Below are 15,221 nucleotides of genomic sequence, written 5' to 3' on the forward strand. Positions count from 1 at the left end.
AATGCGGTTTGTCTCAAATGTCGGGCGGCGTTTGTCGCCGATCGCTTCACCAGTTCCAGGATCACCCCGATGAAGATCATTGCCTGCGGCAGCGTGCCGACCATCATAGCGCCGGAAAAGTACTTCACCGGCCGCGTGTTGCAGACGCCGATCATCGAGAAGGAGGCGCCGGCGCGGCTGCGGGCCACGCTGGTCAGCTTCGAGCCGGGCGCACGCACCCACTGGCACACGCACCCGCTCGGCCAGACGCTCTATGTCACCTCAGGCGCCGGCCTTGCCCAGACATGGGGCGAGCCGGTCCAGGAGATCAGGGCCGGCGACGTCATCTCGTTCGCGCCTGGCGAAAAGCACTGGCACGGTGCGGCGCCGAAATCGGCGATGACGCATATCGCCATGCAGGAGGCGCTCGACGGTGTCCACGCCGACTGGCTGGAAGAGGTGACGTCAGTCCAATATGGCGGCTGAGTGCCGAGCCTGTGAGGAGGCGTCGTTGCCAACAAAAACCCGGCCTGAAGCCGGGTTTTCAATTTCAAGACTGGCTCGATCAGGTCAGCGATGCCGTGAAGCGCTGGATGCGCGTGCAGGCTTCCTCAAGCAGCGTCTCCGATGTGGCGTAGGAGATGCGGAAGTTGGGGCCAAGGCCGAAGGCCGAGCCGAACACCACGGCGACCCCTTCGGCCTCAAGCAGTTCCGAGCAGAAGGTTTCGTCGGTGTCGATGACCTTGCCAGCTTTGGTTTTCTTGCCGATCAGCTGGGCGCAGGACGGATAGACATAGAAGGCGCCTTCGGGCGACGGGCACGTGATGCCGCGCGCCTGGTTGAGCATCGACACGACGAGGTTGCGCCGGCCCTGGAAGATCGCCTTGTTCCTGGCGATGAAGTCCTGCGGGCCGTTCAGTGCCTCGACCGATGCCCATTGCGCGATGGTGCAGGCGCCTGACGTCTGCTGGCCCTGGATCATGTCCATCGCCTTGATCAGCTGGACTGGACCGGCGGCATAGCCGATGCGCCAGCCGGTCATGGCATAGGCTTTCGACACGCCGTTCATGGTCAGCGTGCGCTCGTAAAGCTTCGGCTCGACCTCGGCGATGGTCTTGAAGACGAAGTCGCCATAGGTCAGGTGCTCGTACATGTCGTCGGTCAGCGTCCAGACATGCGGATGCTTCAACAGGACGTCGGCCAGCGCGCGCAACTCAGCCTCGGTATAGGCGGCACCCGACGGGTTCGACGGCGAGTTCATCAGCAGCCACTTTGTGCGCGGCGTGATCGCCTTTTCCAACACCGCGGCGGTCAGCTTGAAGCCATTGTCGATGGAGGTCTCGGCAAACACGGATGTGCCGCCGCAGATCGCCACCATCTCGGGATAACTGACCCAGTAGGGGCGCGGGATGATGACCTCGTCGCCGGGGTTCAGTGTCGCCATGAAGGCGTTGAACAGGATCTGCTTGCCGCCGGTGCCGACAATGGTCTGCTCAGGCTTGTAATCGAGATTGTTCTCGCGCTTGAACTTTTTTGCGATCGCCTCGCGCAGCGGCACGATGCCTGAAACCGGCGGATACTTGGTTTCGCCACGACGGATCGCCTCGATCGCCGCATTCTTGATGTTGTCGGGCGTATCGAAATCCGGTTCGCCGGCGCCGAGGCCGATAATGTCACGGCCGGCATTTTTCAGCTCGCGCGCTTTCTGCGTCACCGCGATAGTCGCGGAAGGCTTTACGCGGGAAAGGGTGTCGGCGAGAAAGGCCATGACCAGATATCTCCAAGCAAGGTCGGCGCGGGCCGGGAGCGGCCCGCGGCGCTTCTCATGTCGCATGATTTCGCGCAGTGCAAGCATTGTCGGCTGATCCAGATCTCAAGGACCCGTGATCGGCAACAATAAATTCATTAACGGGCGGTAGAGGCTTGCGTGGCAGGATTGCAGTTTTAATCCGCCAGTTTGCGGAGCGAGGAACCGTGTCGCGCAGCATCGGGCTTGCCCACATCATCCGTCAGGACGACGGCACCTCCACCGGTGTCTGGGGCATCTACACGCTGCAAAGCGCCTTCCAGCCGATCTTCGCCTTCAACGAAGGCAAGCTGTCGGTGGCCGCGTTCGAAGGGCTGATCCGGCCGTTCCGCGACGGCGAGCCGCAATCGCCGATGAGCTTTTTCAGCACCTGTCCGGCCGCTGACCGTCTGCATGTCGAAGCTCTGACCAGGACGCTGCATCTTCTGAACGCCGGCGCCTGCCTGCCGCAGGAGGCCTCGATCTTCGTCAATTTCGACCCATCGGTGTTCACCGAGCGCACCGTTGCCGACAATGCCTTGCGCGAAATGCGGCTGGTGCTGCATGAGGCTGGCATCGATCCGCGCCGGGTGGTCTGCGAGGTGACCGAGCAGCGGTCGGCGTCGCAGGAGACCCTGCACAGCTTCGTCGCAGCCCTTCGGGCCAACGGCTTTCGCATCGCCGTCGACGATTATGGCGCCGATGATTCCGACATCAACCGCGTCAAGGAGCTCAAGCCCGACATCGTCAAGTTCGACGCCTACTGGATCACGCAGCTGATGGAGTCCGGCGCCGGCTTCGCGCTGCTGACCACCATGGTGAAAAGTTTCGAGGAGCAAGGCATCCGCACGGTGTTCGAGGGCATCGAGGAGGGCTGGCAACTGGAACTCGCCGAGAAATCGGGAGCGTCGATGGTGCAGGGTTTCGTGCTGGCGCGGCCCGAGCTGGCGCCGACCAGCTTTCGCGTCTTCGGCAAAACCGCGCAGCAACCCGCCCCCGCGGTTGTTGGAGCCGCGCCTGTCCAACCGGCCTCACCGCATGCGACGCGGCAAGCGAAAGCCTTCGGTCGCAGGGTGGCGCCATGAGGCCCGAGCGGCGGCGCAATGTCGGCGATGCGATCTTCGCCGACGAGGTCGGCATCGAGTATGGCGTCCATGGCGAGTTCCGGCTGCGTAGCGCCTATCAGCCGATTTTCGCGCCGCGCGGCCGCTTCCTTCACGCGGTCGCGGTCGAAGCCCTGATCGAGCCGCACCGTGCCGGCCGCCCCGGGGCGCCGAAGGTGTTTTTCGAAAGCATCGCCGCTTCGGACCGGCTGTTTGTCGAGACCATGTGCCGCGTGCTTCACCTCAGGAATTTTCGCAACATTGGCGTCGACGGGCTCGATCTGTTCTTCAACTACAATCCGCTGATCAACGACCATCCCGAGCGGGCGTTGGCCGAGATCCGGCTGATGACCAGGCATCTCGGCGATTTCGGCCTCGCGCCGGCCATGCTGGTCTGCGAAATCACCGAACAGGCGGCCGACGACGCGCTTCTCACCCGGCTGGTGCGCGAAATGCGGCGCGACGGCATCCGCATCGCCATCGACGATTTCGGCACCGGCCACTCGACAGAGGAGCGGGTCAGCCTGCTCCACCCCGACATCGTCAAGATCGACGGCACCTGGTTCGCCGAGTTCTGCCGCCATGCCGCCGCGGAACGGTTCTTCCGCCCGCTGGTTTCGACCTTGCACGACCGCGGCGCCAAGGTGCTGGTCGAAGGCATCGAGCAGCCCACCCATCTGCGCGTCGCGCTCGAAGGCGGCGTCGATCTGCTGCAGGGTTTTCTTCTCGCCCGGCCGGCGCTGGCCGGCACGATCTTCGACGAAGAGTCGCTCGTTATCGATGCGCTGCTTGGCAGGGATAGCAAGGTTGTGCCGCTGTTCGGCTAGGGCGCGTTGATATTCAGGTGAGGCCGGCCTGCAAACGGCGGTTTCCTGCGCTTCCGGTGCTCACGTACCAAAAAGTACGCTCCGTTCCGGTTCTCGGAAGCCACCGTTTTCGACTCGGCCTGACCTGAATCTCAACACGCCCTTGAGCGCCCTCATACGTTCACACATCAGCGGCGCTGATGGTCGTGCCAAAATAAATCATTGGTTGAGGACGTCGCCGCTGCGATAATCGCGCCGGCAGAGGCAGCGCACCGGGGAACCGCAATGATACTCTACGGCATGATCGACAGCGGCAATTGCTACAAGCCGCGCCTGCTGATGGCCAAGCTTGGCCTCGTGTTCACCAATGTCGAGGTGAGTTCGCACACCGGCGAGACGCGAAAAGCGGATTATGTCGCCAAGAATCCGAACGCCATGGTGCCGCTGCTCGAGCTCGACGATGGCCGGCGGCTGGCCGAATCCAACGCCATCCTGCTCTATCTCGCCGAAGGCACGCGCTTCCTGCCGGCGGACAGATATGAGCGAGGGCTGGCCTATCAATGGCTGTTCTTCGAGCAATACAGCCACGAGCCCTATATCGCCGTTCGCAAGGCGCTGCTGACCTTTCCCGAACGCGCCAGGGATGCGACGCCGGAGCGGCTGGCGGTGACGCTGGAGCGCGGCAACAAGGCGCTCGGCGTGATGAACAAGTATCTGGAAAACAATGCCTACTTCGCTGGTGGCGCCTACAGCGTCGCCGACATCGCGCTCTATGCCTATACGCATACGGCAGAGCAGGGCGGCTTCCAGCTTGATGCTTATCCAGCGGTGGCAGACTGGCTTAGCCGAGTGGAAGCGGATCCGGGGCATGTGCCGATGGAATGGCTTCCATAATTTGTCCTCACGCTGTCGCCGCTTCGCGGCTGCTCCGGACGGGCGCGCCAACAGGCGCGACGCCCGGTCGAGCTTGCGGCCTTCGGCCGAGGGAGCGAGTGGCTGCCTGGGTTAGGTAATTGGCTACTTTAAGAGATGGTCGTAGTCGGTGTGGGTGCCGACCCAAAACCAGATCACGTCTTCATTGTTGCGTATAGCAACAGCCCGGTAGTTTTCGTCAACTCGCGCCGACCAGTAGCCCGACCTGTTTGAAATGCAGCGATGGATGAAAAGGATCAGAGCGCAGTCTGGTAAAACGTCTGTCCGCCTTAGCTTTGATCGACGATGGCAGTTTTTCATAAGCCTCCCAAAATGATGGAGAGGCGACATGATTCACAGGGCTCGGGTCCGGCCAGCGCGATGGTCAGCCAGCGCTTGCTCGGCAAGCTTGTCGAATCGACCCGACTTCGCTTCCGCCTCGATCTGCCGATCCCACATATCCGCCTGAAGCGCCTCGAACCATGAGGCAAACGCCTTCAGTTCCTCGGGGCTCAGGGCTGCGACGGATTTTTCGATCTGTTCGAGCTTTGTCATGGGTTAATAGTACCATTGCTGGGCTAAAAAGACCATGACAGGTACCATAAGCCAAGGCAGCGGTGAACCGAAATGCAGACAAACAAAAAGGCGGGATAAATCCCGCCTTCCCATTTTCGGTAGCCTGATCGGGAGCGTCCGGTCCGGGCTGGCAGCTATCTGCTGATCCAGCTTGTCGGGTCTTTCCGCTCCGGCGCGCTTCTCGCGCGACTGTCAGTACATCCGTGACTTGCCGCGCGCCCCGGGCTCTCGCCCGGCGCGCGCCATTCGCAAAATCAGGCTGCCTTGCTCAGAGATCCAGCGGACGACTTGCCAGTGCGGCGGTCCTGCTCGATTTCGAAGTTGATCTTCTGGCCTTCGACCAGGGTCGACAGTCCAGCACGCTCGACAGCGGAGATGTGGACGAAAACGTCCGCGCCGCCCGCGTCAGGCTGGATGAAGCCGAAGCCCTTGGTGGCGTTGAACCACTTGACCGTTCCAGTTGCCATTTAGATAGTCCTTCACATTTGCTTTAGATTGACCAGACCGAGGTCCAGCCGGTGTGTATCGAGATTTTGGAGATAGACGTCAGCAAACGCGAATATCGCGAGGCCCGGATCGATCGGCCGAAATATCAATGGAACGCATATAGTCTGCTTTCGCACGAAAAACAAGACTGCGTGAGAAAGCCGTGATCAAAGGGCCGCCCAATGGCCGCCCCAATCGCGTGAGAGCGTCGCAACAGGATCGGAGCCCTCGCGCGCTCGATCCGCTCGCTTTGGGAGAGGGGAGAGGATCATGAAAACCATTCTGCTTGCCGCCTGCCTGACGCTGGTGGCCGCCGAGGCGCAGGCGATCTCGCGCTATGATCCGACGCATATGAACTGCGGCAAGGTCCAGTCGACGATCGCGCGCCAGGGCGCCGTCATCCTGCGCTACCAGTCGACGCGGGTGCCGGGGTTGCCGCTCTACGACCGCTATGTGCAAAGCCAGCAATTCTGCACCATGGCGAGGTGAGGACACGCGCCTACGTGCCGAGCGCCGATACGAAGTCCTGTCCGGTCTACAACTGCAAGCGGCCGGACAATGATCGGCATTTCCGCCGGCGGTTCTTCCACAACAACTAGAGCAATTCCAGGAAAAGTGTGAAGCGGTTTTCCGTCCGGAATTGCGTCAAAACGAAGGGCAATTCCAGGAAAAGTGTGAAGCGGTTTTGCCGGGAAAAGCGCGTAGCGCTTTCCCTAGGGAATTGCGTCAAAACTAGGCACCTTGCCCGCGCTTGGCTTTGGTGCAGCTGTTCAAAACCCGAAGGAAACCTGCGCCGGCGGCGGCGGGCCGACGCGCACGCCTTCCATGGCCAGCATCTTCTCCTTGGTGTTCGAGCCGCCGGGCGCCGAGAAGCCGCCGATCTTGCCGCCGGCGGCAAGAATGCGATGGCAAGGGATGACCAGCGGCACCGGATTGGCGCCAAGGGCAGCACCGGTTTCGCGCGGCAGGCCACTATGACCGGCGCGTTTGGCCAACTCGCCATAGGTGGTGGTTTCGCCATAGCCGAGCTTTCGCGCCGCGTCATAGATGGCAAGGCGGAAGTCGTCGACGCCGTCGAGATCGACAGGTACGCCAGTGAAGTCGATGTCCTCGCCGGCCGCATAGGCCTTGATCGACGCGATCAGGTCGACGACCCATGGCGGCTCGGCGGTGGACGCGGAAACGCCGCCATGGCGCAGCCGCCGCCGCTCCACCGCTTCGCGGCTGCGTTCGGGCAGGCAGAGCCGGATCAGGCCCTTTTCGCTCCAGGCGATGCCCATGAAGCCGATCACTGTTTCTAACACTGCGTGGCCGGCCGTGATCGAAGATGTCGTTTCCATGATGCGTTCCTTTCCGCAAAGTGGCGAAAACCGGGATTCGTCCCGGTACATATCCAGAACAATATGGCATCCCGGCCAGAGTCTCGCCACCCGAAAACCACCTGATGGCCCCGATTGCCGGTCGTGAATCGCTGGTGTAAGGAATTTCTTAATAACCCGACAAATCGGACCCGAGCGCGGCTTGCCAGCAAAACACACTCTTATCGCGATCGGCGTGATCCTGGCCGCCGCCGGCATGACCGGTTGTACGTCGACCTCGCAGATGAAATCCGCGCCTGCTCTGACCGAAACAGCGACTGCCGCCGGCGCTGACGCCGGTTTCACCATACCGTTGCCGGAGACGGTTTCGGTGCTGCCGGAATCATCGGGGATCGCGCCCGTTCAGACCGCTGAATTGACGCCCGGCCCGGCCACGCCGGCACTCGATCCCGCCGTCCAGCCGGCTGCAGCGACCGCAGCCTTTGCCGGATCGACACCGGCGGCGCCGGCAGTACCCGCCATCATGACCGCCAATGCCTGGCAAGCGCCGCCGCCGGCGACTGCAAGTGAGCCTGTCAAGACGGCCGAGACCTATACGACCGCCGGGCTCGTGATGCCGGCGACTGCCAAGGGCGACCGGAAAGTCGTGCCTGATGTGCAGCAGGTCGCCTATGTCGTGCCGCAGAATCCGGCTGCCCTCGTCCAGTTCCCGATGGCACCCGTGGAAGAAGAGCACGCAACTGGCGTGCGCGGTGACGTCGAGCGGCTGATCGAGAAATATGCCGCCCTCTACCAGGTGCCGGTGGATCTGGTGCGCCATGTCGTCAACCGCGAGAGCACCTTCAACCCGAAAGCCTACAACAATGGCCATTGGGGGCTGATGCAGATCAAGCACGCGACGGCGCGCGGCATGGGCTATGACGGACCGGCCAAGGGCCTGTTCGACGCCGAGACCAATTTGAAATACGCGGTCAAATATCTGCGTGGCGCCTGGCTGGTGGCTGGCGGCAACGCCAAGCGGGCCGACTGGCTCTACCAGACCGGCTACTATTTCGACGCCAAGCGCAAGGGCCTGCTCGAGGCGACCGGGCTTGGCCGCGACCGCCAGCGCCGCCTGCAGCCCGACGCCTGAGCGCGATGCCCGAACCGCGCCCGCCGGCTCTGAACGATATCCGGCTGCGCAAGATCCTCGACGAGACGCTGGTTCCTGCGCACTGGCCGGAGGGCTTTGTCATGCGCTGCTTCGAGCCCGCTGACGCAGCGCCCCTGCATGCGCTTTTGACCGAAGTGTTCGACGACGGCGCCGATGGCCCGTTCGAGGATTGGTGGGAGCGTATATCAGGCGATCCTGAATTCGACCCGGCGCTGTGTTTTTTGGTCATCGATGCCAAGGGGCGGCTGGCGGCGGCCGCACTTTGCTGGACCTCGGCCTTCGTCAAGGACCTCGCCGTCCATCCCGAGGCGCGCGGCAAGGGCATTGCCGAGGCGCTGATGTGGCACGCCTTCAGCACCTTTCGCGATCGCGGCGCTGATTATGTCGACCTCAAGACCAACACGGTCGAGAATGCCGCCGCCGTCCGGCTCTACGAGCGGCTGGGGATGAAGCCTGTCGCCTGGGAAGGCTAAGGCTGCGTTGATATTCAGGTGATGCCGGCCTGTAAGCGTCGATTCCCTGTGCTTCTGGTGCTCACGTACTTCAAGGACGCTCCGCTCCGGTTCTCGGAAACCACCGCTTCGGCTCGGCCTGACCTGAATCTCAACACACCTAATGCATGTCGCCCAAAAGTGGCCCCGGTTTTGGGAACCCAAAGCGTTCCTCCGCATTCAATGCAGGGTGGGGTCTGACAATCTGCCGGCGCGTGGGAGGTCTTCCGTTGCCAGCTGCAAAGGGAGATCCATCACCATGAAGCTTTTTCACGCATTCCTGGCGCTTGCGGTTGCCGCCATGCTGGCTGGCACGCAGGCGCGGGCCGCCGACCTGTCGATCGTGTCGGGGGACACCGGCAACGGCATCAAGGTGCTTCGCGAGATACTCGACCGCTACGAGAAGCAGAGCGGCAACAAGGTCACCATCGTCGTCATGCCACCGTCGACGACGGACCAGTTCGGCCAGTACAGGCTGTGGCTTGCCGCCGGCAATAGCGACATCGACGTCTACCAGACCGATGTCATATGGGCGCCGCAGCTTGCCAGCCAACTCGTCGACCTGACCGCCGCAACCAAGGATGTCGTCGGCGCCCATTTCCCGTCGATCATCCAGTCGCAGACCGTCAACGGCAAGCTCGTCGCCTTGCCGATCTTCACCGATGCGCCGGCGCTCTATTACCGCAAGGATCTTCTCGACAAATACGGCGCCAAGGTGCCGGCCACATGGAAGGAACTGGCCGACACCGCCAAGCTGGTGATGGACAAGGAGCGTGCAGCGGGCAACAAGGATATCTGGGGCTTCGTCTTTCAGGGCAACGCCTATGAGGGGCTGACCTGCGACGCGCTCGAATGGGTGGTGTCGAATGGCGGCGGCCAGATCATCGAGCCGGACGGCACCATCTCCATCAACAACCCGCAAGCGGCTGCCGCGCTCGACATGGCCAAGGGATGGGTTGGAACCATTTCGCCTCCCGGCGTACTCGCCTACCAGGAAGAGGAATCGCGCGGCGTCTGGCAGACCGGCAACGCGGTCTTCATGCGCAACTGGCCCTATGCCTATGCGCTCGGCAACGGCGAAGGCTCGCCGATCAAGGGCAAGTTCGACGTGGCACCGCTGCCGGCCGGCACAGGCGAGGGCGCCCGGCCGACCGCGACGCTGGGCGGCTGGAACCTTGCGGTGTCCAAATATTCGAAGAACCCGGACGCGGCGATTGAGTTGGTCAAGTTCATCGCCTCGCCCGAAATGCAGAAGTACCGGACGCTGAAGACGTCGAACCTGCCGACCATCCAGGCGCTTTATGACGATGCCGACATCGCCAGGGAACAGCCGATCATTCCGCGCTGGAAGCAGGTCTTCCTCAACGCGGTGCCGCGTCCCTCGGCCGCGGTCAGGATCAGGTACAACGAGGCGTCGAGCCAGTTCTGGAACGCCGTCCACAAGACCATGTCCGGAGAAGGCAGCGCCGCCGACAATCTGGCCGATCTCGAAGTGGCGCTGACTAAGTTGAAGGGCAGCGCATGGTGACGCCACAGCGGCCAAGCCGGCCGAGGCATCCACGCCAGCAGGAGACAAGAGCCAGCGGGTCTGCGGTGGCAAGAGCGCAACCGGCGCCTGAAACAGCCGCGGCTCAGCGCCCGCCCTCGCGGCTGATGCGCCAGCGCGTGCGCTCGGCATGGCTGTTCCTGGCGCCGATGCTGCTGGTGCTCGCCGCCGTCGCCGGTTGGCCGCTCGCCCGCACGGTCTATTTCAGCTTCACCGACGCCTCGCTGGCCGATCTCGACGCGCGCCAATGGGTCGGCTTTGCCAATTACTTCTCGGTGCTGCGCATGCCGAGCGGCCGGACCCTCTATGACGGGCTGCTCGTCGACCCGGTCTGGTGGCGTGCCGTCTGGAACACAGTGCGTTTCACGGTGATTTCGGTGACCTGCGAGACGATCCTCGGCATGATCGTCGCCTTGGTTCTCAATGCCGAGTTCGTCGGACGCGGCATCGTCAGGGCGGCGATCCTCATCCCCTGGGCGATCCCGACGATCGTCTCGGCGAAGATGTGGCAGTGGATGCTCAACGATCAGTTCGGCATCATCAATGTCGTGTTGCTCAACCTCGGCCTGATCAGCGGCAAGATCGCCTGGACGGCCAGCGCCGACACGGCGATGGCGGCCGTCCTCATCGTCGATATCTGGAAGACGACACCGTTCATGGCGCTGCTCATCCTTGCCGCGCTGCAGATGCTGCCGGGCGAGATCATCGAGGTGGCGAAGCTCGACGGCGCCAACCCGTGGCAGATTTTCTGGAGGGTGACCTTGCCGCTCATACGCCCGGCGGTGATGGTGGCGGTGATCTTCCGCGCGCTCGATGCCCTGCGCATCTTCGACCTGATCTATGTGCTGACGCCCAACAATGTGCACACCAAGTCGATGTCGGTATTCGCCCGCGAGAACCTGTTCGAGTTCGACAAGTTCGCTTATGGCTCCGCCGCCTCGACCTTGCTGTTCCTCATCCTCGCTTTGCTCACCATCGTCACCATCCGGATCGGCCGGATAAGCCTGGACGGAGGCCGCTGACATGTGGATCCTGAAGCGCATGGCCTTTTACCTGCTGGTCGGGGGAATCGTCTTCGTCGCGGTGTTCCCGTTCTACTACGCCATCGTCACCAGCCTGAAATCAGGGACCGACCTCTTCCGGACCGATCTCTGGCCGACGACGGTCAGTCTCGCCAACTACAGGAACGTGCTGACCGAAGGCACCTTCGTGCGCAACCTTCTAAATTCGCTGTTTGTCTCGGGCGCGGTCGTCGCCCTCTCGCTGTTGCTCGGTGTCACTGCCGCCTACGCGCTGGCACGCATCCGCTTTCGCGGCCGCTCGGCCCTGCTGTTCACCATCCTGTCGGTCTCGATGTTCCCGCAGGTGGCGGTGCTGGCCGGGCTGTTCGAACTGATCCGGACGTTCGGCCTCTACAATTCGCTCTTCGCGCTGATCTTCTCCTACATGATCTTTACCTTGCCATTCACCGTCTGGGTGCTCACCACCTTCGTCCGCGACCTGCCGCTCGAGGTCGAGGAGGCGGCGATCCTCGACGGCGCGACGCCGTGGATCATCATCACGCGGGTCTTCCTGCCGCTGATGTGGCCGGCGCTGGCGACCACCGGGCTGCTGGCCTTCATCGGCGCCTGGAACGAGTTCCTCTTTGCCCTGACATTCACCTCCAACAACGCACAGCGGACCGTGCCGGTGGCGATCGCGCTAATCTCCGGCAACTCGCAGTTCGAGATACCATGGGGCAACATCATGGCCGCATCGGTGATCGTCACGGTGCCGTTGGTGGTGCTGGTCCTGATCTTCCAGCGCAAGATCGTCTCCGGCCTCACCGCCGGCGGCGTCAAGGGGTGAGGGGCTGATGCGAGGAATGCCGCCAAGCCGCGGGTTCCAACAGCGGAAAGGAACTGTCCACCAAGCCGGCAGGCCGCATCTTGCCTGCGCTCATCCGGTTGCTAAGCTTCGGCCGGTGGGGCTTTGCCAGAACCAGAGGAAACATGATGCGGCTCCTGCTCTCCAGCCTTGCCACCTTGATCCTTGCTGCTCCACTGCTCGTCAACGCCGCCCGGGCCGACGACTGCGCCAACGCGCAGGACCAGGCCACCATGGACGAATGCGCCGGCAAGGATTTCGACGCGGCCGACAAGAAGCTCAACGGCGCCTACAAGCAGATCGAGGGCCGGCTGAAGGACAACGCGGCGTCGAAGACGCTGCTGGTCGATGCGCAGCGCGCCTGGGTCGCTTTCCGCGACGCCGAATGCGCCTTCCAGGGCGGCCCGCCCGCCAATGCGGGCAGCGTCCGTCCGATGGTGGTCGCCAATTGCCAGGCGGGACTTACCAACCTCAGGCTGAAGGATTTGCAGGACTATCTCCATTGCGAGGAAGGCGTCCTGGACTGTCCGGTGCCGGCGGCGCAGTAGCGTTCGTCCACCCTTCGGGAAGGCATGCTCCCTCGTCGCCGCGCGGCGTGCAAAAATGTCGGAACCGATCGTCGCCAGACGTCCTTGGGTCGTAGAGCAACCGCGCCGGGACGCCGGCGCGACGACCCAAGGAGCCGATCATGATCACCTTTCCCAACGAATCCGCCAGATACCGCACCGCCCGCGAAAAATTGCTGCAGAAGGAAATCGAACTGCGCCTCGTCATGGAAGAAGTCGCGGTCGCGCGGCGCGCGCTGCCGCCCGGCGGACTGGTGCCGCAGGACTATGTGTTCGATGGGCTTGGCGCTGATGGCAAGCCCGCGAAGCTGAAACTGTCGGAGCTGTTTGCGCCGGATAAGGACTCGCTCATTCTCTACAACATGATGTTTCCCCGCCACCCGCAGGAGACGCGCGAGGTGGCGACAAGCGGCGACACGGCGAAGCTCGCGCGACCGGACCAGCCATGCCCGTCCTGCACGGCGCTGCTCGACCAGTTCGACGGCGCGGTCGGTCATCTCGAAGTCGCCGGGTTCAATTTCGCGGTGGTGGGCAAGACCGCGCTCGAAAACCTGGTCACGCTCGGCCGCGACCGTGGCTGGCGCAACATGCGGCTGGTGTCGTCGGCCTCCAACAGCTTCAAGCGCGACTACAATGCCGAGGATGCGGCTGGCGCGCAGATCCCGCTTCTGTCGGTGTTTCATCGCGACGCCGACGGCATCCGCCATTTCTGGTCGTCCGAGCTCGGCTTCGCGCCGACGGAACCCGGCCAGGACCCCCGTGCCATCGGTACCTGCGAGATCCTGTGGAACCTGATGGATTTTACGCCTGAGGGCCGGCCGAACTGGCACGAGCAGTTGCAGTATGGTGGGGGGTGTTGTCATTAGAGGGGGGCCTGCCTTCTCCCCCAGGGGGAGAAGGTGGATCGGCGCGCAGCGCCGAGACGGATGAGGGGTGTTGGAGGGAATGAGGCGTTGGCGATTGTACGCTCTTCGGCGCTAATTTGCTGTTTTAAGTGAGCGTATCGCCAAGCTGGAACACCCCCTCATCCGACCTCGCTGCGCGAGGCCACCTTCCCCCACAAGGGGGGAACGGAAGGGCGCGCAACTTCACCGCATCTGCCGCGTTGGACCTTCGAGAAATTGAGGTAGCAACCATGCCCAAGATCGACCTATCAGCCGTGCCCGTCCGCAAGGGCTCGGGCTACCCCGCGCCTTTCGATCAACCCTGCGCCGACCGCACGCGGCGGCGCTTGGGCGATGCCGGCGGCCTCACCGATTTCGCGTCAACCTGATGACCTTGCCGCCCGGCGGCTGGTCCAGCCAGCGCCACTGGCACAGCCATGAGGACGAGTTCGTCACCGTGCTGGAAGGCGAGTTGACGCTGGTCGAGGATGGCGGCGAGACGCTGCTCAAGGCAGGCGATTGCGCCACCTTTGCCAAAAACAGCGGCAACGGCCATCACCTGATCAACCGGTCGTCCACGACGGCGGTCTATCTGGAGGTCGGCTCGCGCAATCCGGACGATGTCATCTCTTGCTCCGACATCGACATGATGAGCCCGAGCTCCGATGGCCGCTTCCTGCACAAGGACGGCGCGCCATTTCCGGGGCAGGGGTAGTTCTGGCCCATGCATCCGCGCTGGCGTTCCGCTACTGCCGGGATAGCTCCCTGCAAACAAAGGGAGGATTGCGATGAAGAAAGAAATCATCGAAGTGCCGGTGCTGTCGGCGGCCGTGCGGGCCTTGGGCTTGCCGCTGTCGCTGGTGACCAAAGCCGCAGGGCTGGTCTTCGTGTCCGGCACGCCGCCGCTCGATATCTTGACCGGCAGACTGGTGAAGGGCGACATCGAAACGCAGACCGAAGCGTCGCTGAAGGCGCTGAAACATTGCCTGGAAGCGGCTGGCACGTCACTGGACAACGTGGTGATGGTACGCATCTACGCCGTCAATTCCGGCTTCTACAACGCCATCAACCGCGTCTATGCCAGGCATTTTCCCGAGAATCCGCCGTCGCGGACCTTCGTGCCGGTGGCGTCATGGCCGATGGAGTTTGATATCGAAATCGAGTGTGTGGCGGTGGGCTGAGCTGAGCGGGGCTGGACCATGGCTCGGCTCTGGCGTTCGGCCGGTGGCGCGATAAGCTCCCTGCAAACCCAGGGAGGATTGCCGTGAACAAAGAAGTCATCGAAGTGCCGGTCATGTCGGCCAAGGTGCGGGCGCTCGGGCTTCCCTGCTCGACTGCGGTCAAGGCCAACGGCTTCGTGTTCATCTCGGCGACGCCGCCGGTGGACATGGTGACCGGCGAGATGGTGCGCGGCGACATCGAAACGCAGACCGAGGCCTCGCTCAAGGCCCTGAAACATTGCCTGGAAGCGGCCGGCACCTCGCTGGACAATGTGGTGATGGTGCGCATCTACGCCGTCAATTCCGGCTTCTACAACGCCATCAACCGGGTTTATGCGAAGTACTTTAGTGTCAACCCGCCAGCGCGCAGCTTCGTGCCGGTGGCGTCATGGCCTATGGAGTTTGATATCGAGATCGAGTGTGTGGCGGTGGCATGAGGTTCCGGTTCTCTTGGTTCGCGGGGAAGGCAGTATAGCGCATATTCCCTTGCGGGCGAGAAAGCGGGTCATATTCACGGGCGGCCGCGGT

The 15,221-nt window shown here is 62.9% G+C and carries 17 protein-coding genes and 2 pseudogenes; 15 read left to right on the forward strand and 4 right to left on the reverse strand.

What is annotated here, in order from left to right:
* Positions 1-69: 69 nt before the first annotated feature.
* On the forward strand, positions 70-465 hold the full coding sequence (locus tag B5V02_RS04185) for a (R)-mandelonitrile lyase (RefSeq protein ID WP_111542955.1): 396 nt from the start codon (positions 70-72) through the stop codon (positions 463-465).
* A gap of 79 nt (positions 466-544) precedes the next feature.
* Here the strand turns inward: B5V02_RS04185 and B5V02_RS04190 are convergent, their stop codons facing one another.
* Positions 545-1,747 (reverse strand): pyridoxal phosphate-dependent aminotransferase, encoded by a 1,203-nt coding sequence (locus B5V02_RS04190; RefSeq protein ID WP_111543724.1) that lies wholly within the window; start codon positions 1,745-1,747, stop codon positions 545-547.
* A gap of 206 nt (positions 1,748-1,953) precedes the next feature.
* Between B5V02_RS04190 and B5V02_RS04195 the strand changes: the two genes are divergently transcribed.
* From B5V02_RS04195 to B5V02_RS04205, 3 genes are all read left to right on the forward strand, one after another.
* Positions 1,954-2,850 carry an EAL domain-containing protein gene (locus B5V02_RS04195; protein ID WP_111542956.1) on the forward strand — a complete coding sequence of 299 codons (897 nt, stop codon included), beginning with the start codon at positions 1,954-1,956 and terminating at the stop codon, positions 2,848-2,850.
* Positions 2,847-3,695 (forward strand): EAL domain-containing protein, encoded by an 849-nt coding sequence (locus tag B5V02_RS04200; protein WP_111542957.1) that lies wholly within the window; start codon positions 2,847-2,849, stop codon positions 3,693-3,695. Before B5V02_RS04195 ends, B5V02_RS04200 begins: the two co-directional genes overlap by 4 nt.
* A 264-nt stretch (positions 3,696-3,959) precedes the next feature.
* Positions 3,960-4,568 (forward strand): glutathione S-transferase family protein, encoded by a 609-nt coding sequence (locus tag B5V02_RS04205; RefSeq protein ID WP_111542958.1) that lies wholly within the window; start codon positions 3,960-3,962, stop codon positions 4,566-4,568.
* A gap of 372 nt (positions 4,569-4,940) precedes the next feature.
* Here B5V02_RS04205 and B5V02_RS04215 read toward each other — a convergent pair whose 3' ends face one another.
* Positions 4,941-5,141: a hypothetical protein gene (locus B5V02_RS04215; protein ID WP_111542959.1), complete on the reverse strand. Its 201-nt coding sequence runs from the start codon at positions 5,139-5,141 to the stop codon at positions 4,941-4,943.
* A 275-nt stretch (positions 5,142-5,416) separates the two neighbouring features.
* The gene (locus tag B5V02_RS04220) at positions 5,417-5,629 is read right to left on the reverse strand and encodes a cold-shock protein (protein WP_010910991.1); all 213 of its coding nucleotides are present in this window, start codon (positions 5,627-5,629) and stop codon (positions 5,417-5,419) included.
* 289 nt (positions 5,630-5,918) lie between these two features.
* On the opposite strand from B5V02_RS04220, the pseudogene B5V02_RS04225 reads away from it, so the two are divergent.
* Positions 5,919-6,247 (forward strand): annotated as a pseudogene (locus tag B5V02_RS04225) (hypothetical protein).
* A 171-nt stretch (positions 6,248-6,418) separates the two neighbouring features.
* Here B5V02_RS04225 and B5V02_RS04230 read toward each other — a convergent pair.
* Positions 6,419-6,988, reverse strand: a complete 570-nt coding sequence (locus tag B5V02_RS04230) for a methylated-DNA--[protein]-cysteine S-methyltransferase (protein ID WP_111543725.1) — start codon at positions 6,986-6,988, stop codon at positions 6,419-6,421.
* Between the two features lie 181 nt (positions 6,989-7,169).
* Between B5V02_RS04230 and B5V02_RS04235 the strand changes: the two genes are divergently transcribed.
* The 10 genes and pseudogenes from B5V02_RS04235 to B5V02_RS04280 all read left to right on the forward strand — a co-directional run bounded on the left by B5V02_RS04235 (position 7,170) and on the right by B5V02_RS04280 (position 15,130).
* Complete coding sequence (locus B5V02_RS04235) at positions 7,170-8,099, forward strand: lytic transglycosylase domain-containing protein (protein WP_111542960.1); 930 nt, start codon at positions 7,170-7,172, stop codon at positions 8,097-8,099.
* Between the two features lie 5 nt (positions 8,100-8,104).
* Complete coding sequence (locus B5V02_RS04240; RefSeq protein WP_111542961.1) at positions 8,105-8,593, forward strand: GNAT family N-acetyltransferase; 489 nt, start codon at positions 8,105-8,107, stop codon at positions 8,591-8,593.
* A 277-nt stretch (positions 8,594-8,870) separates the two neighbouring features.
* Positions 8,871-10,139, forward strand: a complete 1,269-nt coding sequence (locus B5V02_RS04245; RefSeq protein WP_111542962.1) for an ABC transporter substrate-binding protein — start codon at positions 8,871-8,873, stop codon at positions 10,137-10,139.
* Between the two features lie 125 nt (positions 10,140-10,264).
* Positions 10,265-11,179 carry a carbohydrate ABC transporter permease gene (locus tag B5V02_RS04250; protein WP_111542963.1) on the forward strand — a complete coding sequence of 305 codons (915 nt, stop codon included), beginning with the start codon at positions 10,265-10,267 and terminating at the stop codon, positions 11,177-11,179.
* Between the two features lies 1 nt (position 11,180).
* Entirely contained in the window at positions 11,181-12,005 is an 825-nt protein-coding gene (locus tag B5V02_RS04255) for a carbohydrate ABC transporter permease (protein ID WP_111542964.1), read from the forward strand.
* Between the two features lie 143 nt (positions 12,006-12,148).
* The gene (locus tag B5V02_RS04260; protein WP_342633846.1) at positions 12,149-12,571 is read left to right on the forward strand and encodes a lysozyme inhibitor LprI family protein; all 423 of its coding nucleotides are present in this window, start codon (positions 12,149-12,151) and stop codon (positions 12,569-12,571) included.
* A 140-nt stretch (positions 12,572-12,711) separates the two neighbouring features.
* Positions 12,712-13,455 carry a DUF899 family protein gene (locus B5V02_RS04265; RefSeq protein ID WP_111542965.1) on the forward strand — a complete coding sequence of 248 codons (744 nt, stop codon included), beginning with the start codon at positions 12,712-12,714 and terminating at the stop codon, positions 13,453-13,455.
* 269 nt (positions 13,456-13,724) lie between these two features.
* Positions 13,725-14,188, forward strand: a pseudogene (locus B5V02_RS04270) (cupin domain-containing protein).
* 73 nt (positions 14,189-14,261) lie between these two features.
* The gene (locus B5V02_RS04275) at positions 14,262-14,654 is read left to right on the forward strand and encodes a RidA family protein (protein WP_111542966.1); all 393 of its coding nucleotides are present in this window, start codon (positions 14,262-14,264) and stop codon (positions 14,652-14,654) included.
* Positions 14,655-14,737: 83 nt separating this feature from the next.
* The gene (locus B5V02_RS04280; RefSeq protein ID WP_111542967.1) at positions 14,738-15,130 is read left to right on the forward strand and encodes a RidA family protein; all 393 of its coding nucleotides are present in this window, start codon (positions 14,738-14,740) and stop codon (positions 15,128-15,130) included.
* Positions 15,131-15,221 lie beyond the last annotated feature (91 nt).

Origin of the sequence: Mesorhizobium kowhaii (assembly GCF_003253745.1) — a bacterium.
Lineage (GTDB): Bacteria > Pseudomonadota > Alphaproteobacteria > Rhizobiales > Rhizobiaceae > Mesorhizobium > Mesorhizobium kowhaii.